The following is a 21,424-nucleotide window of genomic DNA, read 5'->3' as shown; positions in this document are numbered from 1 at the left end:
GGATTTCCAGCCCGTCCGGCGTTTTTTGCCGGAGTCTGGGGCGCGGCCCCGGTGGAGGGTGGGCCGTTTCTTCGTTCGGGCAAGCGCCCGATCGGGGAAAGGGGCTGCCGGTCTGCGCGCGCGTGCGGCAAGATCCTGCAATGGAGCACGTACGAGATCTCAGGCTGCTGCCGAAGGCCCATCTGCATCTGCACTTCACCGGGTCGATGCGGCCCACCACCCTGCTCGAGCTCGCCGACAAGTACGGCGTCCATCTGCCCGACGCACTGACCAGCGGTGAACCGCCCAAACTGCGGGCGACCGACGAGCGCGGCTGGTTCCGTTTCCAGCGGCTCTACGACATCGCGCGGTCCTGTCTGCGCTCCCCCGAGGACATCCAGCGGCTGGTGCGCGAGGCGGCCGAGGAGGATGTGCGGGACGGCTCGGGCTGGCTCGAAATTCAGGTCGACCCGACCTCGTACGCCCCCATGCTGGGCGGCCTGATCCCAGCGCTGGAGATCATCCTGGACGCCGTGGAGCGTGCCGGGCGGGAGACCGGTCTCGGCCTACGGGTGCTGGTCGCCGCGAACCGTATGAAGCACCCGCTGGACGCCCGCACGCTGGCGCGGCTCGCGGTCCGGTACCGGGACTGGGGGATCGTCGGCTTCGGCCTCTCCAACGACGAACGCCGCGGCATGGCACGGGAATTCGACCGCGCCTTCGCGATCGCCCGGGACGGCGGCCTGCTGGCGGCGCCGCACGGCGGCGAGCTGACGGGTCCGGCGTCCGTACGGGACTGTCTGGACGATCTGCACGCATCCCGCATCGGGCACGGGGTACGGGCGGCGGAGGACCCCCGGCTGCTGCGGAAGCTGGCCGAGCGTGGGGTGACGTGCGAGGTGTGCCCGTCCTCGAATGTGGCACTGGGCGTCTACGAGAAGCCGGCGGACGTGCCGCTGCGAACGTTGTACGACGCGGGGGTGCCGATGGCGCTGGGGGCGGACGACCCGCTGCTGTTCGGCTCGCGGCTGGCGGCACAGTACGAACTGGCGCGAAGCCACCACGGCTTCACGGACGCGGAACTGGCGGAGCTGGCGCGGCAGTCGGTGCGCGGCTCGGCGGCGCCGGAGGAGGTACGGAACAAGCTGCTGGCGGGGATCGACGACTGGCTGGCCGGCTAGCGGGCGCAGCCGATTCCGCGCAGCAGGGTGCGGACGAGGCCCGCGGCGAACTCGTCGACCGGCTGCGGGGGCTTTCCGTCCTCGGTCATGTCGTAGGCGAAGGCACGCTGGGCGCAGGCGCCGAGCAGCAGGGATGCGGCCGCATAGGTGTCAGCCTCGGGGCCGATACGGCCGGCGGCCCGTTCTGCGCGGAGGTAGGCATCGAGCCTTCTGATGGGCATGTGCGGGCCCCGGCCGAGCTCGCGCATGGCCGCGTCGTGGCGCTGCTTGAGCTTGGGCTCGGCGTAGAGCGAGGCGGCGATCGGGAAGCTCTCGGCGTAGAAGAGCGCGGCCTCGCGGGCGATCTCGGTGAGGTTCTCCTCGACGGTCCGCTCCCCCGGGTGCTCGACGAGCCGGTCCAGCAGCGGGTTGAGCTTGGGCAGCCGCTCCTTGAGCACGGTCACGAACAGCTCTTCCTTGTTCACGAAGTACTTGTAGAGCGCCGCCTCCGAGCAGCCGGCTGCCTTGGCGATCTCCTTGGTGGTGACGCGGGCGAGGCCGATGGTGAGCATGAGCTCGTGTGCGGCGTCGAGAATGCGGACGCGGGCGGGTTTCTGCAAGGGATCCTCGCATCGGGGCTTGTGGGGCCTTGACGAGTGGGTGAGTGCTTACCCACTCTAGAGGTGAGTGAACACTTACCCACCTTGGAGGTGCGGGCAATGAGGCTCACGGTTTTCGGTGCGACCGGCGGCATCGGACAGGAGGTAGTGCGGCAGGCGCTGGCGTCGGGGCACCAGGTGACGGCGGTGGTGCGGGACCCGGCGCGGCTGGCGGTGAAGGGCGAGGGCCTGGAGATCGTCACGGCCGGCCTCGACGACCCGGAGGCGCTGAGGCCGGCCGTGGCGGGCCGGGACGCGGTGTTCTCGGGGCTCGGCCCGCGCACGATGAAGCAGGTGGGCATCACGTCGGGCCTGACGCGCGTGATCCTTCGGGCGCTGGACGCGGAGGGCGTGCGGCGCTTCCTGGTGGTGAGCGCGGCACCGCTCGGGCCCGTACCGGAGAACGAGACGTTCTTCCTGCGCTACATCGGGACGCCGCTGATCTCGCGGATCCTGCGCAAGCACTACGACGACCTGCGGACGATGGAGGCAGAGCTCCGCGGCAGCGCGACGGACTGGACGTCGGTGCGGCCGCCGAAGCTGGTGGATGCGCCGGTGACAGGGGTGTACCGAACGGCGGTGGGGGCGAATCTGCGTGGCGGGTCGAAGATCGGGCGGGCGGATGTGGCGCACGCGATGCTGGCGATGGTGGATGACGCGGCGACGCTGAAGCAAGGCGTGGGGGTGGCGTACTAGGTGGCGGCCGGCTTGGGGCAGTCGTTGGCACGACGTTCCACGAGGCGGTATGTGATCTTCCTCTTCGGCGTACCCGACAACTCGAGAACGGCCGTGTCCTCGGACACCAAGGTCATGTGCGCGGCGATGGGCAAGTCGTTGACGAACGAGACAAAGCTGCCTGGCGCGAACGGGCCTTCGGCCCTCCAGAGCCGGCCGCCGAATTCAGCGAAGCGCATGTCGCAGTCCTTGGTCATGTCGTACACGTACCTGGTGCCGATGTGCGGATCCTTTGGGCCGAGCGTGGCCGCCGGAGCATCGGAGAACCTCCGCTCCGGCTCCTGGGCGAGACAGGACGGCGCATCGCCGGACAGGAGGCGGTAGGTCAGAACGGGCGTCGCGGGCGAGTCGGTCTCGAAGATGGCCGTGTCCGCCTCTGCCCGGGTCCGCTGTCCGTCCGACCAACGCATGTACCCGTGGAGGCGATCCGACACCCAGCTGAACGTGAACTGGGTCCCGCCCTCGCTGCGTTCCCACACCCGACCGCCGAAGACGGCGTATTTCAGGCCGCAGACGGCCGACAGGTCGTACCGGTAGCGCACACCTTGGTCCGGCTTCGCGGGTCCGGTGTCCAGGGGCCCACCTGCCTCCGACGGTGGCTGCGGCTCGTACGTCCCGCGGCTCGGGTGTGGCCCCTTCGAGGCGAGCGGCGGCGGATTGGGAGCTGGTCCCGTATCCGTATCCGTCCACCGCACGCCCAGTGCCGATCCGCCCGCGACCAGCACCACCGCACCGCACAGCGCCAGGGACCGGCGGCGGTGGCGAGCCCGGCGGCTCTTCACCAGGAACGTCTCAACCGCCGTCAGACCCCCGGGCGGGCCGTCCAGCTCCGCCAGGTCCCGCAGGCCTCGCCTCAACTGGTCTTCGTCCTCGGTCATCGCGCACTCCTTTCGGCTCCCGCGTAGCCGGTCAGCGCGCCCGCAGCGCGCAGCCGCTCCAAGGCCCTGTTGGTACGGCTCTTGACCGTCCCGGGCGAACAGCCGAGCAGCTCGGCCGTCTGTTCCACCGACAGGTCCTCGTAGAAACGAAGCACCACCACAGCGCGCTGAGCACGGGGCAGGCCTGCGAGCGCGCGGCCCAGTTCGAGCCTGGCCTCCGCGCTCCCCGCCATGTCGTGGCCGTCCGGGGCGATTTCCCCATCCGGGCGGACCACCTCCGCGTGCCAGCGGCGTCGACGCCAGGTCGCGTAGAGATTGACGACGACCTTGCGCGTGTACGCCTGGGGCGATTCCCAGCCTGCAGAGCGGCCCCAGTGCGTATAGACCCGTATCAGCGCGGCCTGCACAAGATCCTCGGCCGTGTGCGGATCACCCGTCAGCAGACGAGCGGTCCGCAGCAGCGACACATGTGACGCCGTCACGAAGTCCGCGAACTCCGAATCGCGAGCCGAGCTGCCCTGACGCACCGGCGCTCCCCCCGAGCAGTGAGTGGTCCGAAGACCCTGTCACCTACTCGACAACCCGGGGAGCCCAGCAGGTTCCATCGAATTCCAGAGGCTGAGTCAGGGCTGATTCCGGGACTGGCTCAGGACTGGCTCAGAGGCTGACGCCGACCGTCACCGGCTCATTGACCAGCGTGACGCCGAACGCCTCGCGCACGCCCGCCACGACCTCGCGGGCCAGGGCGAGCAGGTCCTCGGTAGTGGCTGCGCCACGGTTGGTCAGGGCGAGTGTGTGCTTGGTGGAGATACGGGCCGGGCCCGAGCCGTACCCCTTGGTGAAGCCGGCCTTATCGATCAGCCAGGCCGCCGAGGTCTTGACCTGGCCGTCCCCCGCCGGGAAGGCGGGCGGCGCGACGTCATCGCCGAGCCGGTCACGGACCCGGGTGAGGAAGGACTCGTACGCGGCCTGATCGAGGATCGGATTGGTGAAGAACGAGCCCGCCGACCAGGTGTCGTGGTCCTCGGGGTCCAGCACCATGCCCTTGCCGGCGCGCAGCTTCAGTACGGTCTCGCGCGCCGCGGCGGCCGGGACGCGGTCACCGGCCTCGACACCGAGGGCGCGGGCCGTCTCGGCGTACTTGAGGGGGGCGGAGAGGCCGTCCGCGTCCTCAAGATCGAAGCGCACGCGCAGGACGACGTAGCGCTTCGGGTGCTGCTTGAAGCGGCTGTGGCGGTACGAGAAGGCGCACTCGGCATTCGGGACGGTGACCGTCTCGCCGGTGCGGCGGTCGTAGGCGACGACCTCGGTGATGGTGCTGGAGACTTCCTGGCCGTACGCGCCGACGTTCTGGATCGGCGTGGCACCGGCCGAGCCGGGAATGCCTGCCAGGCACTCGATGCCCGCGAGGCCCGCCTCCACGGTGCGGGCGACAGCGTCCGTCCAGACCTCGCCGGCCGCCAACTCGAGCTTCGTACCGGACAGTTCGAAGCCGCGGGTGGCGATGCGGAGCGCGGTGCCGTCGAAACCCTTGTCGCCGATGACCAGATTGCTGCCGCCGCCGATGATCAGCAGCGGTGTGCCCGCGGCGTCCCCCCCGCGTACGGCGGCGATCACCTCGTCGTCGGTGGTCGCCGTGACGAGGCGGCTCGCGGGACCGCCGAGCCGAAAGGTGGTCAGGGGGGCGAGGGGGGCGTCGTGGAGTTCCTGCACGGGGACAAGGGTACGGTCCGTGGCCCCGCCCCTCTGGTGGGGCCACGGACCGCATGCGTACACACGCTGTCGTACGGCTGCGTTACGCCTGCGTGCGGCGGCTGTCACACGGCGACGGGCGCGCGCTCCTCGGCGGTCCCGGCCGCTTCCTCCGTCCCCGCCAGAGCCGTGCGGCGGCGGCCCGGGATCAGCAGCGCGATCAGCGCCGCGAGGGCCACTGCTCCCGCGCCGATCCAGAGCGCCGGGACGGTGCCGTCGGTGAAGGCGTCGGGGGTCTCGTAGCCGCCCTGGGCGGCGAAGACCGCGCCCAGGACCGCGACGCCGAGGGCTCCGCCGACCTCGCGCAGGGCGTTGTTGGCGCCGGAGGCGATGCCCTGCTCGGCGGGGCGGACGCTGGACATGACCACGCTGGCGGCGGGGGCGAAGTACAGCGCCATACCGACGCCACCGAGGATCAGGCCGGGCAGCTGGGCCGCGTACGAGACACCCGGCTCCAGGACGATGGCGAAGAGCCCGAGGCCGACGGCCTGGAGGGCGAGACCGGTGGCGACGACCGGGCGGCCGCCGATCTTGTCGGAGAGGTAGCCGGCGATGGGCGCGACGATCAGCGGCATGCCGGTCCAGGGCAGCATCCGCAGGCCTGCCTCGGTGGGCGAATAGCCGGCGACGCCCTGCAGGAACTGGCTGAGCAGGAAGATCGAGCCGAACATCCCAAGGAACATCAGCAGGCTCGCGACATTGATCCCGAAGAAGGCGCGGTCGCGGAAGAGCCGCATGGGAAGCATGGGGTTCTTGCTGGTGAGCCCGTGGCGTACGAAGGCGAGGACGAGCACCGTGCCGACGATCAGACCGGCCAGGATAGGGGTGCTGGTCCAGCCATCGGCCTGGCCGTTGACCAGGGCGTAGACGATGCCGAAGAGACCGCCACTGACGAGCAGGGTGCCTGGGACGTCGAGCCGGGCGTTGGGGGCGTACGACTCCTCCAGGCGCAGCCGGGCCAGCGGCAGCAGGACAAGGCCGATGGGAACGTTCAGCCAGAAGATCCACTGCCAGGAGATGTGCTCGGTGAGGCTGCCGCCGATGAGGGGTCCACTGGCGACGGCGAGGCCGGTGACGGCGCTGAAGATGCCGAGGGCCGCGCCGCGGCGGGCGACGGGGACAGCCGCGGTGAGCAGGGTCAAGGTGAGCGGCATCATGACCGCGGCGCCGACGCCCTGGACGGCGCGGGCCGCGATGAGCGCGTCGATACCGGGCGCGAGGGCGGCTGCTGCGGATGCTCCGGTGAAGATCGCCAGGCCCGCTATGAAGAGCCTGCGGCGGCCGAAGCGGTCACCGAGGGCGGCGCCGAGCATCAGCAGGACGGCGAAGGTGAGGGTGTACGCGCTCACCGTCCACTCGAGGTCCTCCAGCGCGCCGCCGAGGTCCTTGCGGATGGAGGGGAGGGCGGTGGTGACGACGAGATTGTCGAGGGCCGCCATAAAGCCGGCGACGCTGGTGATGACGAGGGCCCAGGCGGCGCCGGAGCGGCGGGCCTTTTGCTGGTTCATTGCTCCCCCACGGAGGGTTAGTTATTAATTACTAACTTTCATGGGCAGAACTCACCCCGGAAAGGGGGTTACTGCCACTAGCGCGGAACCTTGACGTCCGACGTGCCCTTGACGTCCGACGGGACCCTGACGTCCGACGGGACCCTGACGTCCGACGGGACCCTGACGTCCGACATGTTGAGTCCAGACCACACCCGGTGTTCTTCCGGGAAGCCCAGCGCCACCAGAACGTTGATCAGCATGCCGCAGCCGAGGAAGTCGACCGTCTGCTTCGCGTCCCCGGCAAAGGCGACCTGAGCCTGGTCCCAGATCTCGACCCAGCCGGCCCTGATCCGCTCACCGAACTCGTGATCCCCGGCCGCCTCGGCAGAGGCCACCGCGACATACATCTGCATCTGCATCAGCAGCTTGTCGCGGTCGTCGATGAGCCGCATGTACGCGGCAGCCATCGCCTCCAGCGGCGAACTGTCGGGACGCCGCTCGATGGCGTCGGCAAATGCCTTGGGGGTCTCCTCCAAACAGCGGAGCGCCGCGGCCAGGAACAGCTCCCGCTTGTTCTTGAAGAGACGGAAGAGATACGGCTGTGATACGCCGACCCGCTTGGCGATCGCCTCGGTGGAGGTGCCGTTGTAGCCGCCGCGCGCGAATTCGGTGATCGCGGCGCGAATGACGCTCTCGCGTCGCTCCTCTGCACTCATCCTGACCATGGGGTTAAGTTAGTGGCCAATCACTAATGACGTCAAGGGGGTTACGGGAACGCGTAAGGGGCACCCCGCCGGGGGGAGGGCTGCCCCTTACCTTGCCGCTGTATCGCTCAGGCGAGATCTTGTCTCTGGATCACTCAGGCAAGCCGCACGACGGCTCGGGACATCCCGAGCACCTTCTCCCCGGCGCTCGTCGCCGTCAGGTCGACCCGCACCAGGTTGTCGTCCAGCTTCACCGCGACCTTGCCGCTGACCTCGATCAGCGCGCCCTTCTCGTCGTTCGGCACGACGACGGGCTTGGTGAAGCGCACGCCGTACTCGACGACCGCGCCCGGGTCGCCGACCCAGTCGGTCACCACGCGCACCGCCTCGGCCATGGTGAACATACCGTGCGCGATCACGTCGGGAAGTCCGACCTCCGTGGCGAACTTCTCGTTCCAGTGGATCGGGTTGAAGTCGCCCGAGGCGCCCGCGTACCGCACCAGTGCGGCCCGGGTGACGGGGAAGCTCTGCGCCGGCAGCTCGGTGCCGACCTCGACGTCCGCGTAAGAGATCTTCGCCGTCATCACGCCTCCTCGGCGGCGCGCGCCACCAGCTTGGTCCACGCGGTCACGACATGCTCGCCGGCCTCGTCGCGCACCTCGCCGCGGATGTCCACGACATCGTTACCCGCAAGGGACTTGATGGTCTCGATGGTCGAGGTGACCGTCAGCCGGTCCCCTGCCCGCACCGGCCGCGTGTACGCGAACTTCTGGTCGCGGTGCACCACGCGGTCGTAGTCCAGCCCCAACTGCGGATCCTGAATGACCTGTTCCGCTGCCTTGAAAGTGATCGCAAAGGCGAAAGTCGGCGGAGCGATCACATCGGGGTGGCCGAGCGCCTTGGCGGCTTCCCGGTCGGTGTACGCGGCATTGGCGTCACCCACCGCCTCGGCGAACTCGCGGATCTTCTCCCGGCCGACCTCATAGGGCGAGGTGGGCGGATAGGTCCGCCCGACGAAGGACTGGTCGAGCGCCATGGACTGGCTCCCTCCTTGATGGATTGACCACAACCTGATGAATTGACGACAACAAACGACACGAGGCCGCCCCCAGTGGGGACGGCCTCGTATACGAGCCTGATTCAGCGCGTTTCGCGGTGCGCCGTGTGCGAGTTGCAGCGCGGGCAGTGCTTCTTCATCTCAAGACGGTCCGGGTTGTTGCGCCGGTTCTTCTTGGTGATGTAGTTCCGCTCCTTGCACTCCACGCAGGCCAGCGTGATCTTCGGGCGGACGTCTGTGGCAGCCACGTGAGTGCTCCTTGGACGGATGGACGGATGAACGCATAAAAGAGTAGCCGACCGGAGGACCGACCCCACAATCGGCTACTGTGTGTAGCGGTGACCGGACTTGAACCGGTGACACAGCGATTATGAGCCGCTTGCTCTACCGACTGAGCTACACCGCTGCGATACCGGATCCCCTCACCCGGAGGTGAGGATCTCCGACATCAGAGCCCCAATACGGAATCGAACCGTAGACCTTCTCCTTACCATGGAGACGCTCTACCGACTGAGCTATTGGGGCGAGCGATGAAGACATTACACGGTCGGTCGCCGATCGCCCAAATCCGTTTCCCCCTCCCCTCACGGCCTCCACCCCGCCCGTCCCGTACGCCACTCGTGGCCACACCGGTACGACTATTGCGCTCCTCCTCGAAGCGCGCTCGGTGCGCCCCTAGGCTCGAGCCACGCCGCGTGATCTTGCCCTCGTCGCGCCGCCCGAGCCCCACCGCCCCACCCAGGAGCGCGATGCCCGACAGCCAGCCGCAGCCACCCGACGGTGCCACCGCGCTGCTGCTCTGCGGCGCCCGGCTCACGGACGGCCGCACCGTCGACGTACGGCTCAGCGGCGGCCGCATCGAGGCCGTCGGCACCGCGGGCAGCCTCACCCCGCACTCCGCACGAGTGGACCTGACCGGCTACCTGCTGCTCCCCGCCCCCGCCGAGCCGCACGCCCACGGCGACACCGCGCTCACCGCCGACTCCCCCGGGCCCGTCTCGTACGACACCGAGGACGTCCAGCGGCGTACTACCGAGGCCGCGCTCTTGCAGCTCGGACACGGCGCGACTGCGCTGCGCTCGCACGTACGGATCGGGGATGTGCAGGGGCTCGGCCCGCTGGAAGCGGTCCTGCAGGCGCGGCGCTCGCTGCGCGGGCTCGCAGATCTGTCGGCCGTGGCCGTGCCCCGGCTGCTGACGGGCGTCGCTGGGGCGGACGGCCTGGCGATGCTGCGGGACGCGGTGAAGATGGGCGCGGGGGTGGTGGGCGGATGCCCGGACGTCGACCCGGATCCGACCGGGTACGCGGAGGCGGTGCTGGAGGTCGCGGCCGAGCACGGCTGCCCGGTCGATCTGCACACCCACGCTGACGACCCGGCGCGGCTCGCACGGCTGGCGGCGATGGCGGGCGGGCTGCGGTCCGGGGTGGTGGTCGGGCCGTGCGCGGGGCTCGCCCGACTGCCGCGCGAGGTGGCCTCAAGGGCCGCGGACCAGCTGGCGGCGGCCGGCGTGACGGTGGTCTGCGTGCCGCAGGGCGGCTGTGCGGCGGTGGAATTCCGGGGCAACGCGCCGGTGCGTCTGCTGCGCGCGGCCGGGGTGCGGGTCGCGGCGGGCAGCGGGGCCCTGCGGGACGTATCGAATCCGGTGGGGCGCGGCGATCCGCTGGAAGCCGCGTATCTGCTGGCCTCGCAGGGCGGGATGCGGGCGAAGGACGCGTACGGGTCGGTGGCCGGGGCGGCGCGGGAGGCGATGGGGCTGCCCGAGGTACGGGTGGAGGCCGGTTTCCCCGCGGAGCTGCTGGCGGTGCGCGGCGAGCGGATCTCGGGGGTGCTGTCGCTCGCGTACAGCCGGATCGTGATCCATCGCGGGCGGGTGGTGGCGCGGACGAGCGCGGTGCGCGAATACTGCGACTCGGCGGTCGCGGTGGCGCTGGAACTGCCGCGGCAGGGGCGCCCGGATCCAGGGCCTTGAGGTTGGCTTTGAGCCCGGGCCTTGAGGTTGGGCCTTGAGTAGGGAACGCGTCAGTCCCTGAGCGGGCTCTCCGCTTCGGACGTACCGTCGTAGACATGCGCATCGTCATCGCTGGAGGACACGGTCAGATCGCGCGCCGTCTCGAGCGGCTGCTTTCGGCGAGCGGGCACGAGGTCGTAGGCATCATCCGCAAATCCGAACAGGCCGCCGACCTGCTCGAAGCCGGAGCCGAACCGGTCGTACTCGACCTGGAGTCGGCCTCGGTCGAGGAGGTCGCCACGGTGCTGGAGGGCGCCGGTGCGGCGGTCTTCGCAGCGGGCGCGGGCCCCGGCAGTGGCGTCGCCCGCAAGGAGACAGTGGACCGCGGCGCCGCAATGCTCTTCGCGGACGCGGCGGAACGGGCAGGCGTACGGCGGTTCATCGTGGTGTCGTCGATGGGCGCCGACGCACAGCACCCCGGCGACGGGGAGTTCGACGCGTATCTGCGGGCGAAGGGCGCCGCGGACGACTACGTACGGTCCAAGTCGAGCCTCGACTGGACGATTCTGCGGCCGGGTAGGCTGACGGACGACGCGGGCACTGGTCTCGTACAACTGAGCGTTTCGACCGGTCCCGGGACGGTGCCGCGCGACGATGTGGCGGCGGTGATCGCTGAGTTGGTGGAGACGCCCGCCACGGCCGGGCTCACGCTGGAACTGATCAGCGGGTCGGTGCCGGTGACCGTCGCGGTGAGGGACGTCGCCGGAAACTGACCGGTTGCGGGCGGGTGGCTGCCTGTATGTCGAGGCGGAGAGAGGCGGCCGAACGGCCCGGCGGCTGCGGGCGGTGCTCCAGCTCGAGGCGGCGGGCTGCGGTGCGGGGGTCTTCAATCCGCGACGCGGGGGCTTCCCGGCCGGTGACCCGGCGGCCGGACCGCTGGCGCCGGGCCATCGGCGCCGCCCCATACGCAGATGGCCCCTGATCCGCGTTTCCGCAGGTCAGGGGCCATCTGTATCACGTGGCGGCGCCAGGATTCGAACCTGGGTAGGCTAAGCCGACGGATTTACAGTCCGTTCCCATTGGCCACTCGGGCACACCGCCATGGGATGTCACCGCGAGAGTGTCCGCTGTGGGGCGGTGCTCCGTGGCAACGACGTAAACGATACCTGATGCCCAGGGGTGGTCCGCCACCGGATTGATCAGCCCTCGGGGCCAGTGCGGTGGCTAGGCTTGCGGGAGCGGTCGGGGGACTTCCGGCCGCGCCTCCACGCACCCGATACAAGGAGCCACAGGACATGGCCGACTCCAGTTTCGACATCGTCTCGAAGGTCGAGCGGCAGGAGGTCGACAACGCCCTCAACCAGGCCGCGAAGGAGATCTCTCAGCGCTACGACTTCAAGAACGTCGGGGCTTCGATCGCCTGGTCCGGCGAGAAGATCCTTATGCAGGCGAACTCCGAGGAGCGGGTCGCCGCCATCCTCGACGTGTTCCAGTCCAAGCTGGTCAAGCGCGGGATCTCCCTGAAGGCGCTGGACGCGGGCGAGCCGCAACTGTCCGGCAAGGAGTACAAGATCTTCGCCGCGATCGAGGAGGGCATCTCCCAGGAGAACGCCAAGAAGGTCGCGAAGATCATCCGCGACGAGGGCCCGAAGGGCGTAAAGGCGCAGGTCCAGGGCGATGAGCTGCGGGTCAGCTCGAAGAGCCGGGACGATCTGCAGGCCGTGCAGGCGCTGCTGAAGGGGCAGGACTTCGACTTCGCGCTGCAGTTCGTGAACTACCGCTGATCAACTGGTCTGACCTGCACGGACGTTGCAAGGCAGCTGAGCAGGGCGCCATGGGGGCACATCGCCGAGGCGTAGAAGTACCGCAGGTCGTGCGGGCTCGCACCGTACGGCGCCTGCACGCGGGCCGGCTCGCTGCCCTCGGCCTTGCCGGTCTCGCGGTACCGGTTGGGGAAGATCAGCCGCGCTGCGCGGTTTCCGGGGGGCGTTCCGGTTCCCGATCTTCACTGCGGGTGCGGGGAACGGTTCAAGGTGCGCTGCGAGTGCGTCCACTGCCGCTTTGGTGAGCGGCACCGTGCGGGAGGGTGGGTCCTGGGCTCGCCGAGGTAGGGCGGGCCCTCGAAGCGGCCCAGTGGAAGCCCGAGCAGCCAACCGCCTCGCAGACAAGACTGCCCCGTGTTCTCGCCCCAGCCGTGACCACACCTCGGCGGGGGCGAGGTGCGCCTATGACGTGAGCTGCTGCCCCCGGCCCGCTCAGTCCTGGATGATTCGGAATCTCAGATTGGCGCAGGCGTCTGGGCCGTTCCCGTACTTGTCCGGGATCACGGGGTACTGCTCCCATCGTGTCTCGCCTGGGGACAACGTCCACTCGTACGATCCGATCGAGTCCCGGACACTGCTGTCGTGCTCTTCCAACTGGAAGGACTGCACCCTCTGCGTCTCGTTGCGGAGTCTCAGGGCGGCAACCCGGCGCACACCATCACTGAACAACGCCGTCTGATCGCACGCCATGACAAGGGCGGTCACGTTCGGGGCCGGCGGTTCCTCGTCCCCCTTGACTGCGTCAACCGCTGCCGCGCCTAGGGTAAGTGCCAAGGTGAACACCGCGCACCACCCGATGCCTTGGAGGAACGCAGGTAGATCGCAGAACCTGCGCCAGAGCCTTCGAGTGCGCGAAATCCCAGCCACGGCGAGGGATATTACTGATCGGCAGCTCCCACTACGAGCCAGGGCACAGCGAGGGCACACGACCCTAGTAGGGCTTTGTTAGGTACCCGGACTGGTTTTGTTGTGGGTGTCGTGTGATGTCCTGTCAGGTGTGACACCAGAGGAAATGGTTGAGGTCCGTCCCCGGCTGGAGGCGTTCGCTGCGGAGATGCTCGGTTCGCTGAAGCGGCGGGACCAGCGCGCCAAGGGTGAGTTGTATGTGCGGGAGCTGATGCTGGACGGCAAGCGCAAGTCGATGCAGCCGATGGCTGAGCGCCTGGGCCCTGCGCCGGCCTGACCCTCTACGCGGTCCTCCGCGAGTTACAGAGGATCCTGGCCACCTGGAACGGCGCCTGCTCGATATGCGGCCAACCCGCCCCCACACCCCGACCGCACACCAGGACCCAACAAAGCTTTACTAGAAGATCACGGAAAACGGCGACAACTACCGAAGGTAGTTGTCGCCGGTCTCCTTTACGCAGTCAGTGCAGGTCAGGCAATCATGGGGAAGTTCGTAAACTACCGCAGACTTCGGCGGGCGCTCTGGGCGGACCGGGGCCGGAAGCGGCACGGTCGCCCCGCCCCCGCCCCGTGTCGGCGGGCCGTCGACACGACGTCCGATTCCCGCCAGCTTCGAGGGAGCGAAGGTCGCAGACTCGTATGCGTACGGCGCAGGAAGCCCGGCGCAGTAAATACCGCACGGGAAGTACGGCGCGAGACACGCCGCGAGGAAAGGAACGAGCCATGACGATCTACACGACCATCGACAGCCCGCTGGGCGAACTGCTGCTGGTCGGCGAGGAGTCCACCACCGCGAAGGGCGGCACGGCGCTTGCCTCGCTGTCGCTGCCGGGCCAGAAGGGCGCGGCCGTCGTCCGGGACGGCTGGCGGCGCGCCCCGGCAGCCTTCGAGGAGATCGGCAATCAGCTGACCTGGTACTTCGACAGCCGGCTGACGCACTTCGAGATCGAGTACGTCGGCGGCGGGACCGAGTTTCAGCGGCGGGTGTGGCAGGCGCTGGAGGAGATTCCGTACGGGGCGACCGCGGCGTATGGAGAGATTGCCGAGCGGGTCGGCACTTCGGCCGTGGGAGTACGGGCCGTGGGCACTGCGATCGGGCGCAATCCGCTGCTCGTCGTCCGGCCCTGCCACCGGGTGATCGGGGCGGACGGCGCCCTTCGGGGATACGCGGGCGGCCTGGAGCGCAAGGAGCGGCTCCTCGGGCTCGAGGGCGCGCTGGCGTCGTGAGCGGCGAGGCATTGTTCCCGAGGGAGCGGGCGGTGGTCGCCCCGGGGGCGGTGCATGTGCCCGGGTGGCTGCCGGTCGAGCGACAGCGGGAACTGGTCGAAGCCTGCCGCGGCTGGGCGCGGGGTCCCGTGCCGATCCGCCACACCGTACTGCCGGGCGGTGGCGTGATGTCCGTACAGACGGTGTGCGTGGGCTGGCACTGGCAGCCGTACCGGTACAGCCGCACCGCAGACGATGTGAACGGCGCCCGGGTCACCGAATTCCCCGACTGGCTGGTGGAGTTGGGGCGTGCAGCGCTGGTCGTGGCGTATGAGGTGGGCGGCACGGGCGGGACAGAGGGGATAGCGGTCGGGGCCGGGACCGATCAGGGGTACACCCCCGACACCGCGGTGATCAACTTCTACGACGGCGCGGCGCGGATGGGGATGCACCAGGACAAGGAGGAGCGGTCCGGTGCGCCAGTGGTGTCGCTGAGCATCGGCGACACCTGTGTCTTCCGGTTCGGGAACACCGAGACGCGGGGGCGGCCGTACACCGATGTGGAGCTGGCGTCCGGGGACCTGTTCGTCTTCTCAGGCCCCTCGCGCTTCGCCTACCACGGGGTTCCGAAGGTGTACCCGGGCACGGCCGACCCGGCGACGGGGATGAGCAGCGGGCGGCTGAACATCACCCTGCGGGAGACCGGGCTGTCAGGCTGAGAGGGCCGGCTCGCTGAGCGGGGCCGGCGCGGGACAGTCCGGCGGGCTGAGCAGTCCGGCAGGGTTGGGCGCTAGCGCGAACGCGAGTGGCCGAACAGGATCCGGTAGACGATCAGCAACACGAGCGAGCCGCCGATGGCCGCTGCCCAGGTGGCCCCGTCGTAGAACTCGTTGGTGATCGGCCGGTCCAGGTAGCGTGCCGATATCCAGCCGCCGATGAACGCGCCGGCGACACCTATGAGTGTCGTGCCGATCAGGCCGCCCGGGTCGCGGCCCGGGAGCAGAATCTTGGCTATGGCCCCGGCGAGCAGCCCGAGAATGATCCAGCTGATGATGCCCATACCGTGAACCTGCCTTTCGTACGGTGTTGAACTGAAGGACGACGGTGGGACGGGGCGCGGTTGCGGAGATCAGTAGGCTGCGGCGCATGACACAGGAACTGCGGCGGTCCCTGGGACTGTTCGACGCCGTTGTGATCGGGCTCGGGTCGATGGTCGGGGCCGGCATCTTCGTGGCACTGGGCCCGGCGGCCCGGGCCGCCGGATCGGGGCTGCTGCTGGGACTGGCACTGGCCGCGGTGGTCGCGTACTGCAACGCCATGTCGTCGGCGTGGCTCGCCGCCCGCTATCCGGCGTCCGGCGGGACCTATGTGTACGGGCGGGAGCGGCTGGGCGAGTTCTGGGGGTATCTGGCGGGCTGGGCGTTCGTCGTGGGGAAGACCGCGTCATGCGCGGCGATGGCGCTGACGGTGGGGGCGTACGCGTGGCCGGAGCAGGCGCATGCGGTGGCGGTCGCCGCGGTAATGGCGCTGACTGCCGTGAACTACGGGGGCGTTCAGAAGTCGGCGTGGCTGACGCGGGCGATCGTGGCGGTCGTGCTGGCGGTACTCGCTGCGGTCGTGGTGGTCTCCCTCGGGGCGGCCTCGGCGGACTTCGGGCGGCTGGATGTCGGCGCGGACGCCACCGTGGACGGGGTGCTCCAGGCGGCGGGGCTGTTGTTCTTCGCGTTCGCGGGGTACGCGCGGATCGCCACGCTTGGCGAGGAGGTGCGGGATCCGGCACGTACGATCCCGCGCGCCGTCCCGCTGGCGCTGGGCATCGCGCTGGTGGTCTATGCGTGTGTCGCGGTCTCGGTCCTTTCTGTGCTGGGAGCCGGGGAGTTGGGCAAGGCGGCGGCTCCGCTCGCCGATGCCGTACGGGCGGCGGACGCGCAGTGGCTGGCGCCTGTGGTGCGGGTGGGCGCCGCCGTGGCAGCGCTCGGGTCGTTGCTCGCGCTGATTCTCGGGGTCTCCAGGACGACGCTGGCGATGGCCCGGGACGGCCATCTACCGGGTGCACTCGCCGCCGTGCATCCTCGTTTTCAGGTGCCTCACCGCGCGGAGCTGGCTGTGGGGGCGGTCGTCGCAGTGGTGGCCGCGACGGCGGATGTGCGCGGGGCGATCGGCTTCTCGTCGTTCGGAGTGCTGGTGTACTACGCAATTGCCAACGTCTCGGCGTGGACGTTGAGTTCCGATCCGGATCGGGATACGCCCGTTAGGGTGGCGCAGTCTCGAGCGTTGACGGTCCGGGTCACGGCGGGCTGCGGGCTGGTGGGTTGTCTCGTGCTGGCTTTCGCGCTGCCGGCGCTGTCGGTGGCCGCGGGTGCGGCCGTGCTGGCCGTGGGAGTGGTGGTGTACGCGGTACGGCGGCGACGCTAGGGCAACCGCAGATTCGGGATTTGCAGCCTCATATTCGGAACGTCTGGGACGTCCTGGCGTCCGCGTTCGGCTCGTGCAGCAGCACTGTGCCCTTCTCGCTGCGGCAGTCGACGCGCCGCGCAGCCCAAGTCGGAGATGGGCGTCGTTCACGTCGTACTCGATCGGTGCGTACCGTGGCAGCCGCACTACCCGGGGGGGCCTACCGCGAGGCGAAGGGCTGGTCCGTGGGGACGATCTCCTTGCCGAAGGGCAGCAGCGAGACCGGGATCAGCTTGAAGTTGGCGATGGCCAGCGGGATGCCGATGATCGTGACGCACAGGGCGATGCCGGTGACGATGTGGCCGAGCGCCAGCCACCAGCCGGCGAGGATCAGCCACAGTACATTGCCGACGCAGGACGGCGCGCCCGCGTCGCGGCGGTCGACCACTGTGTAACCGAAGGGCCAGAGGGCGTAGACGCCGATGCGGAACGCGGCCAGGCCGAACGGGATGCCGATGATCGTGATGCAGAGCAGCAGTCCCGCGAAGATATAGCCGAGGAACATCCAGAAGCCGCACAGGATGAGCCATATGACATTCAGGACTGTCTTCATGGGCGGCGACCTGCCATCTGCTCGAGTCGGGCGATGCGTTCCGCCATGGGCGGGTGTGTCGAGAACAGCTTGGAGATGCCCTGGCCTGGCCGGAAAGGATTCGCGATCATCATATGGCTCGCGGTCTCCAGGCGCGGCTCGGGCGGCAGTGGCAACTGCTTCGTACCGGCGTCGAGCTTGCGCAGGGCGCTGGCGAGGGCCAGCGGGTCGCCGGTGAGCTGGGCGCCCGATGCGTCGGCGTCGTACTCCCGCGAGCGGCTGACGGCGAGCTGGATCACGGAGGCGGCCAGCGGGCCGAGAATCATGATCAGCAACATGCCGAGGAGACCGGGGCCCTCGTCGTCGTCGGAGCGGCCTATGGGGATCAGCCAGGCGAAGTTCACCAGGAACATCACGACGGAGGCGAGGGCGCCGGCGACCGACGCGATCAGGATGTCGCGGTTGTAGACATGGCTCAGCTCGTGGCCAAGGACGCCGCGAAGCTCACGCTCGTCGAGGATCTGCAGGATCCCTTTGGTGCAGCACACTGCGGCGTTCCGCGGGTTGCGGCCGGTGGCGAAGGCATTGGGGGCCTGGGTCGGCGAGATGTAGAGGCGGGGCATGGGCTGACGGGCGGCGGTGGAGAGCTCACGGACGATGCGGTAGAGCGCGGGGGCCTCGAATTCGCTGACCGGGCGGGCGCGCATGGCCCGCAGCGCCAGCTTGTCGCTGTTCCAGTAGGCGTACGCATTGGTGCCGAGTGCGACGAAGAGCGCAACGAGCAGGCCCGTACGACCGAAGAAGCTGCCGATGACGAGGATGAGTGCGGACAGTCCCCCGAGGAGTACGGCGGTCTTCAGCCTGTTGTGCCGGCGGTGCACGGTACGCCCTCCAAGTGGTGCGGCAGGGGAACCCTTTGCGTGGTTGTCTCCACTCTCCAGTGGACCCTTCTGTACTGGTCAACGCCAGGCGAAGGTCGCTAGTTCCCTTGTGCCGTCGGCCTTGGAGTGGGCCGTTCGGGTGGTGCTCAGAACAAGGTGCCCGCCGCGACGCGTAGCACCAACTGGGGGTAGCCGGAGAGAACAACGCCGACAGCGGCGGTCAGGACGATGACCACGGTGACCGGAGTGGGGGCGGCGCCCTTTCTGACCGGCTGGGCCTCATCGGCGCCCTCCTCGGCGCCCGCCGGGGCGCGGAAGAGGATCGCCGTCCACTGCAGGTAGTAGTACAGGGCGATCACAACATTGACGCCCATGATGACCGCCAGCCAGCCCAGACCCGCGTCGACGGCCGAGGAGAAGACGGTCACCTTGGCGAACAGGCCGATGATGCCGGGCGGCAGACCGGCCAGGCAGAGGAGGAAGAAGCCCATTGTGAGGGCGGTGAGCGGCCGGGTGGCGTAGAGACCGCGGTAGTCGGAGATCCGGTTGAGCGGCTGCGTACGGGCGACGAGCGCCGCCACCGCGAAGGCACCCAGGTTCACGACCGTGTACATGAGGGCGTACGCGACGGTGGCGCCGATCTGGTCGTCGCTGGAGTACGCGGCGGCCGCGATCGGCACCAAGAGGTAGCCGGCCTGCGCCACGGAGGACCACGCAAGGAGGCGTACCGCGCTCCACGCGCGCGTGGACGACTGGCGCAGCGCGGCGACATTGCCCGCGGTCATGGTGAGACCGGCGAGAACGGCGATCGCCGGGCCCCAGACGTTCGCGTATCCGGGGAAGGCGATGACGGTCACCAGGATGAGGCCGGAGAAACCGACCGCCTTTCCGACGACGGAGAGGTACGCGGCGATGGGCAGCGGCGCGCCCACATAGGTGTCGGGGACCCAGAAATGGAAGGGGACCGCAGCCGTCTTGAATGCGAAGCCGACGAGGGTCAGCGCCACGCCGGCCTTGGCAAGGGTGTCCAGCTGGCCAGGCACTTTGTCGAGTTCGGCGGCGATCTGGGTGAGGTGCAGGGTGCCCGTCGTGGCGTACACGAAGCTCACGCCGAGCAGCATCACGGCGGTCGCGGCGACCGAGGAGAGGAAGAACTTCAGGGCTGCTTCGCTGGAGAGCCGGTCGCCACGCCTGAGGCCGACGAGCGCGAACGCGGGCAGCGATGCGACTTCGAGGGCGACGACGAGGGTGGCCAGGTCGCGCGAGGCGGGCAGCAGGGCCGCGCCTGCCGCTGAGGAGAGCAGCAGGAACCAGAATTCTCCCGCCGGGAGCTTCTTACGGGTGTCGTGGAGCGAGAGCAGGGCGGTGAGCAGCGCGCCCCCGAGGACCAGCAGCTGAATCACCAGCGTGAAGTGATCGGCGGTGTAGCTGCAGGCGTCGGCGTCAGTCGTGAGGCAGAACGTCGCGCGGTTGCCCTTGCGCAGCGGCACCAGGGTGATGAGCGCGGCCACGAGGCCGGCGATCGCGACGGCGCCCAGCAACTGCTTGCGCTGCTCGGGCACGAACAGATCGGCGACCAGCACAATCAGGGCGACCACCGCGGTGATGGTGGGCGGCGCGATCGTGAGCCAGTCGACGGACTGCACGAGGCTGGTGACGCTGTCGGCTGCCACGGTCACGACTTGCCTCCTGCGAGGAGCTTCTGCACGGCCGGGTCGGTGAGGCCGAGGAGGACCGCGGGCCACAGTCCGGCGAGGACGGTGAGGGCGACGAGCGGAGTCCAGGCGGCGAATTCGTACGTCTGGACGTCGGCGAGCGGTTTCGCTTCCTGCTCCTCCGGCCGCAGCGCGCCCATGCAGACGCGCCGCACGACGATGAGCAGGTACGCAGCGGTCAGCAGGGTGCCGAAGCCGGCGATCACCATGAAGGTGAGGAAGGCGGGGCGGCTCAGGCCCTCGGCGGGGTCGAACGCGCCGAACAGCGCGAGCATCTCGCCCCAGAACCCGGCGAGGCCGGGGAGGCCGAGGGAGGCTACGGCAGCGAAGGCGAGGAGGCCGCCGAGGTGGGGGGCGCGGCCGTACAGGGCCGCTCCGGTGGCGCCGGCGAGGGTGTCGAGGTCGGCGGTGCCGTAACGGTCCTTGAGCGCACCGACCAGGAAGAAGAGCAGGCCGGTGATGAGGCCGTGGGCGATGTTGGCGAAGAGCGCGCCGTTCACGCCGGTGGGTGTCATCGTCGCGATGCCAAGGAGTACGAAGCCCATGTGGCCGACAGAGGAGTACGCGATCAGACGCTTCAGATCGCCGCCCGCGCCCTGCTTGGCGAGGGCAAGGCAGGCGAGGGATCCGTAGATGATGCCGGCAACGGCGAAGGCGGCGAGGTACGGCGCGAAGGTCTGCATGCCGTCCGGCGTGATGGGCAGCACGATGCGGACGAAGCCGTACGTACCCATCTTCAGCAGTACGCCGGCGAGGAGGACGGAGCCAACGGTCGGGGCAGCGGTGTGCGCGTCCGGGAGCCAGCTGTGCAGCGGCCACATCGGAGTCTTGACGGCCAGCCCGACACCGATCGCCAAAACGGCGATGACCTGCGCGGATGCGGTCAGCCCACGTCCGTTGTCAGTGGCGAGTGCCACCATGTCGAATGTGCCGGTCTTCAGCCCGATCAGCAGCAGGCCGAGCAGCATGACGACCGAGCCGAGCAGTGTGTAGAGGATGAACCTCCAGGCGGCAGGCTGCCGCGCCTCACCGCCCCAGCGGGCGATGAGGAAGTACATCGGGATGAGCACCATCTCGAAAGCCAGGAAGAAGAGCAGCAGGTCAAGGACGGCGAAGGTCGCGAGGGTCCCGGACTCGAGGACGAGCAGGAGTGCGACGAAGGCCTTCGGGGAAGGGCCCGCGGGCATCTTGGAGTAGCTGTACAGCGCGCACAGGAAGGTCAGCAGCGCCGTAAGGACCAGGAGGGGAAGGGAAATGCCGTCGATGCCGAAGTGGATCCGCACATCGAGTGCGGCGATCCAGCTGATGTCCGTCGTGGCCTGCATCTTCGACGGGTGGTCGTGGTCGAAGCCGAGGGCCAGCACGATAGCCGCCGCGAGGATCGCGCCGGTGACGGTCACGCCGTGCCGCAGGACCGCCTGGTCCGGGTTCTTGCCCCGCAGCCCGGGCGGGGCAGGCAGCAGCGCTGCGGCGGCCCCGACGAGCGGGCCGACGACGATGAACCCGAGAAGGAACTGCATCACGGACTCGCTGATATCGATCAC

General features: G+C 69.2%; 22 protein-coding genes, 3 tRNA genes and 1 pseudogene. 9 read left to right on the top strand and 17 right to left on the bottom strand.

Features of this window, described 5'->3' with window-relative positions; genetic code table 11:
• Window positions 1-140: 140 nt before the first annotated feature.
• Window positions 141-1,160 (top strand): adenosine deaminase, encoded by a 1,020-nt coding sequence (locus tag ACWDO5_RS12295; protein ID WP_450530230.1) that lies wholly within the window; start codon window positions 141-143, stop codon window positions 1,158-1,160.
• Here the strand turns inward: ACWDO5_RS12295 and ACWDO5_RS12290 are convergent.
• Window positions 1,157-1,759 carry a TetR/AcrR family transcriptional regulator gene (locus ACWDO5_RS12290; protein ID WP_450530229.1) on the bottom strand — a complete coding sequence of 201 codons (603 nt, stop codon included), beginning with the start codon at window positions 1,757-1,759 and terminating at the stop codon, window positions 1,157-1,159. The two genes, ACWDO5_RS12295 and ACWDO5_RS12290, sit on opposite strands and share 4 nt — an antisense overlap.
• A gap of 99 nt (window positions 1,760-1,858) precedes the next feature.
• On the opposite strand from ACWDO5_RS12290, the gene ACWDO5_RS12285 reads away from it, so the two are divergent.
• The gene (locus ACWDO5_RS12285) at window positions 1,859-2,494 is read left to right on the top strand and encodes an NAD(P)-dependent oxidoreductase (protein WP_450530228.1); all 636 of its coding nucleotides are present in this window, start codon (window positions 1,859-1,861) and stop codon (window positions 2,492-2,494) included.
• Here the strand turns inward: ACWDO5_RS12285 and ACWDO5_RS12280 are convergent.
• From ACWDO5_RS12280 to ACWDO5_RS12235, 10 genes are all read right to left on the bottom strand, one after another.
• Entirely contained in the window at window positions 2,491-3,411 is a 921-nt protein-coding gene (locus tag ACWDO5_RS12280; protein ID WP_450530227.1) for a hypothetical protein, read from the bottom strand. The two genes, ACWDO5_RS12285 and ACWDO5_RS12280, sit on opposite strands and share 4 nt — an antisense overlap.
• Entirely contained in the window at window positions 3,408-3,938 is a 531-nt protein-coding gene (locus tag ACWDO5_RS12275; protein ID WP_450530226.1) for a SigE family RNA polymerase sigma factor, read from the bottom strand. The genes ACWDO5_RS12280 and ACWDO5_RS12275 overlap by 4 nt, the downstream gene beginning before the upstream one ends.
• Before the next feature lie 130 nt (window positions 3,939-4,068).
• The gene (locus tag ACWDO5_RS12270; RefSeq protein WP_450530225.1) at window positions 4,069-5,124 is read right to left on the bottom strand and encodes a UDP-N-acetylmuramate dehydrogenase; all 1,056 of its coding nucleotides are present in this window, start codon (window positions 5,122-5,124) and stop codon (window positions 4,069-4,071) included.
• 104 nt (window positions 5,125-5,228) lie between these two features.
• Window positions 5,229-6,671: a DHA2 family efflux MFS transporter permease subunit gene (locus ACWDO5_RS12265; protein ID WP_450530224.1), complete on the bottom strand. Its 1,443-nt coding sequence runs from the start codon at window positions 6,669-6,671 to the stop codon at window positions 5,229-5,231.
• 77 nt (window positions 6,672-6,748) lie between these two features.
• Window positions 6,749-7,378, bottom strand: coding sequence for a TetR/AcrR family transcriptional regulator (locus ACWDO5_RS12260; protein WP_450530223.1), 630 nt, complete (start codon window positions 7,376-7,378; stop codon window positions 6,749-6,751).
• A gap of 134 nt (window positions 7,379-7,512) precedes the next feature.
• Window positions 7,513-7,941, bottom strand: a complete 429-nt coding sequence (locus ACWDO5_RS12255; RefSeq protein WP_450530222.1) for a MaoC family dehydratase — start codon at window positions 7,939-7,941, stop codon at window positions 7,513-7,515.
• A complete protein-coding gene (locus tag ACWDO5_RS12250) occupies window positions 7,941-8,393 on the bottom strand; it encodes an FAS1-like dehydratase domain-containing protein (RefSeq protein WP_450530221.1) in 453 nt (150 codons plus the stop codon). Before ACWDO5_RS12250 ends, ACWDO5_RS12255 begins: the two co-directional genes overlap by 1 nt.
• A 104-nt stretch (window positions 8,394-8,497) precedes the next feature.
• Complete coding sequence (gene rpmG / locus ACWDO5_RS12245; protein WP_003956487.1) at window positions 8,498-8,662, bottom strand: 50S ribosomal protein L33; 165 nt, start codon at window positions 8,660-8,662, stop codon at window positions 8,498-8,500.
• An 85-nt stretch (window positions 8,663-8,747) separates the two neighbouring features.
• Window positions 8,748-8,820 (bottom strand) — tRNA-Met (locus ACWDO5_RS12240).
• Window positions 8,821-8,866: 46 nt separating this feature from the next.
• Window positions 8,867-8,939, bottom strand: a tRNA-Thr gene (locus ACWDO5_RS12235).
• A gap of 224 nt (window positions 8,940-9,163) precedes the next feature.
• On the opposite strand from ACWDO5_RS12235, the gene ACWDO5_RS12230 reads away from it, so the two are divergent.
• Together ACWDO5_RS12230 and ACWDO5_RS12225 are read left to right on the top strand one after the other, a co-directional pair.
• A complete protein-coding gene (locus ACWDO5_RS12230; RefSeq protein ID WP_450530220.1) occupies window positions 9,164-10,384 on the top strand; it encodes an amidohydrolase family protein in 1,221 nt (406 codons plus the stop codon).
• Window positions 10,385-10,479: 95 nt separating this feature from the next.
• Window positions 10,480-11,136, top strand: a complete 657-nt coding sequence (locus ACWDO5_RS12225) for an SDR family oxidoreductase (protein WP_450530219.1) — start codon at window positions 10,480-10,482, stop codon at window positions 11,134-11,136.
• 246 nt (window positions 11,137-11,382) lie between these two features.
• On the opposite strand, the gene ACWDO5_RS12220 is transcribed toward ACWDO5_RS12225, so the two are convergent.
• A tRNA-Tyr gene (locus tag ACWDO5_RS12220) sits at window positions 11,383-11,464 on the bottom strand.
• 194 nt (window positions 11,465-11,658) lie between these two features.
• Between ACWDO5_RS12220 and ACWDO5_RS12215 the strand changes: the two genes are divergently transcribed.
• From ACWDO5_RS12215 to ACWDO5_RS12200, 4 genes and pseudogenes are all read left to right on the top strand, one after another.
• Window positions 11,659-12,147 carry a YajQ family cyclic di-GMP-binding protein gene (locus ACWDO5_RS12215; RefSeq protein ID WP_450530218.1) on the top strand — a complete coding sequence of 163 codons (489 nt, stop codon included), beginning with the start codon at window positions 11,659-11,661 and terminating at the stop codon, window positions 12,145-12,147.
• A gap of 1,051 nt (window positions 12,148-13,198) precedes the next feature.
• A pseudogene (locus ACWDO5_RS12210) lies at window positions 13,199-13,351 on the top strand (transposase); the annotation flags it as partial.
• Window positions 13,352-13,815: 464 nt separating this feature from the next.
• Complete coding sequence (locus ACWDO5_RS12205; RefSeq protein ID WP_450530217.1) at window positions 13,816-14,319, top strand: methylated-DNA--[protein]-cysteine S-methyltransferase; 504 nt, start codon at window positions 13,816-13,818, stop codon at window positions 14,317-14,319.
• Window positions 14,316-15,017 (top strand): alpha-ketoglutarate-dependent dioxygenase AlkB family protein, encoded by a 702-nt coding sequence (locus tag ACWDO5_RS12200; RefSeq protein ID WP_450530216.1) that lies wholly within the window; start codon window positions 14,316-14,318, stop codon window positions 15,015-15,017. The genes ACWDO5_RS12205 and ACWDO5_RS12200 overlap by 4 nt, the downstream gene beginning before the upstream one ends.
• A gap of 71 nt (window positions 15,018-15,088) precedes the next feature.
• On the opposite strand, the gene ACWDO5_RS12195 is transcribed toward ACWDO5_RS12200, so the two are convergent.
• On the bottom strand, window positions 15,089-15,358 hold the full coding sequence (locus ACWDO5_RS12195) for a GlsB/YeaQ/YmgE family stress response membrane protein (RefSeq protein ID WP_398991124.1): 270 nt from the start codon (window positions 15,356-15,358) through the stop codon (window positions 15,089-15,091).
• 86 nt (window positions 15,359-15,444) lie between these two features.
• Between ACWDO5_RS12195 and ACWDO5_RS12190 the strand changes: the two genes are divergently transcribed.
• Entirely contained in the window at window positions 15,445-16,713 is a 1,269-nt protein-coding gene (locus ACWDO5_RS12190) for an APC family permease (RefSeq protein WP_450530215.1), read from the top strand.
• A gap of 199 nt (window positions 16,714-16,912) precedes the next feature.
• Here ACWDO5_RS12190 and ACWDO5_RS12185 read toward each other — a convergent pair whose 3' ends face one another.
• The 4 genes from ACWDO5_RS12185 to ACWDO5_RS12170 form a co-directional block, all read right to left on the bottom strand.
• Window positions 16,913-17,305 carry a YccF domain-containing protein gene (locus tag ACWDO5_RS12185; RefSeq protein ID WP_450530214.1) on the bottom strand — a complete coding sequence of 131 codons (393 nt, stop codon included), beginning with the start codon at window positions 17,303-17,305 and terminating at the stop codon, window positions 16,913-16,915.
• Window positions 17,302-18,165: a zinc metalloprotease HtpX gene (gene htpX / locus ACWDO5_RS12180; RefSeq protein WP_450530213.1), complete on the bottom strand. Its 864-nt coding sequence runs from the start codon at window positions 18,163-18,165 to the stop codon at window positions 17,302-17,304. Before htpX ends, ACWDO5_RS12185 begins: the two co-directional genes overlap by 4 nt.
• Window positions 18,166-18,311: 146 nt before the next feature.
• Window positions 18,312-19,844, bottom strand: coding sequence for an NADH-quinone oxidoreductase subunit N (locus ACWDO5_RS12175; protein WP_450530212.1), 1,533 nt, complete (start codon window positions 19,842-19,844; stop codon window positions 18,312-18,314).
• A complete protein-coding gene (locus ACWDO5_RS12170) occupies window positions 19,841-21,400 on the bottom strand; it encodes a complex I subunit 4 family protein (protein ID WP_450530238.1) in 1,560 nt (519 codons plus the stop codon). Before ACWDO5_RS12170 ends, ACWDO5_RS12175 begins: the two co-directional genes overlap by 4 nt.
• Window positions 21,401-21,424 lie beyond the last annotated feature (24 nt).

The organism is Streptomyces sp. NPDC000880, assembly GCF_053599675.1.
The sequence above is the reverse complement of the archived record's forward strand: the minus strand, read 5'-3'. Positions and strand labels throughout refer to the sequence as shown.

Bases quoted from the DNA above. Each gene is read 5' to 3' on its own strand.
- ACWDO5_RS12295 (WP_450530230.1), top strand. From the start codon at position 141: ATGGAGCACGTACGAGATCTCAGGCTGCTGCCGAAGGCCCATCTGCAT.
- ACWDO5_RS12285 (WP_450530228.1), top strand. From the start codon at position 1,859: ATGAGGCTCACGGTTTTCGGTGCGACCGGCGGCATCGGACAGGAGGTA.
- ACWDO5_RS12280 (WP_450530227.1), bottom strand. From the start codon at position 3,411: ATGACCGAGGACGAAGACCAGTTGAGGCGAGGCCTGCGGGACCTGGCG.
- ACWDO5_RS12265 (WP_450530224.1), bottom strand. From the start codon at position 6,671: ATGAACCAGCAAAAGGCCCGCCGCTCCGGCGCCGCCTGGGCCCTCGTC.
- ACWDO5_RS12260 (WP_450530223.1), bottom strand. From the start codon at position 7,378: ATGGTCAGGATGAGTGCAGAGGAGCGACGCGAGAGCGTCATTCGCGCC.
- ACWDO5_RS12255 (WP_450530222.1), bottom strand. From the start codon at position 7,941: ATGACGGCGAAGATCTCTTACGCGGACGTCGAGGTCGGCACCGAGCTG.
- ACWDO5_RS12250 (WP_450530221.1), bottom strand. From the start codon at position 8,393: ATGGCGCTCGACCAGTCCTTCGTCGGGCGGACCTATCCGCCCACCTCG.
- ACWDO5_RS12230 (WP_450530220.1), top strand. From the start codon at position 9,164: ATGCCCGACAGCCAGCCGCAGCCACCCGACGGTGCCACCGCGCTGCTG.
- ACWDO5_RS12225 (WP_450530219.1), top strand. From the start codon at position 10,480: ATGCGCATCGTCATCGCTGGAGGACACGGTCAGATCGCGCGCCGTCTC.
- ACWDO5_RS12215 (WP_450530218.1), top strand. From the start codon at position 11,659: ATGGCCGACTCCAGTTTCGACATCGTCTCGAAGGTCGAGCGGCAGGAG.
- ACWDO5_RS12205 (WP_450530217.1), top strand. From the start codon at position 13,816: ATGACGATCTACACGACCATCGACAGCCCGCTGGGCGAACTGCTGCTG.
- ACWDO5_RS12195 (WP_398991124.1), bottom strand. From the start codon at position 15,358: ATGGGCATCATCAGCTGGATCATTCTCGGGCTGCTCGCCGGGGCCATA.
- ACWDO5_RS12190 (WP_450530215.1), top strand. From the start codon at position 15,445: ATGACACAGGAACTGCGGCGGTCCCTGGGACTGTTCGACGCCGTTGTG.
- ACWDO5_RS12185 (WP_450530214.1), bottom strand. From the start codon at position 17,305: ATGAAGACAGTCCTGAATGTCATATGGCTCATCCTGTGCGGCTTCTGG.
- ACWDO5_RS12170 (WP_450530238.1), bottom strand. From the start codon at position 21,400: ATGCAGTTCCTTCTCGGGTTCATCGTCGTCGGCCCGCTCGTCGGGGCC.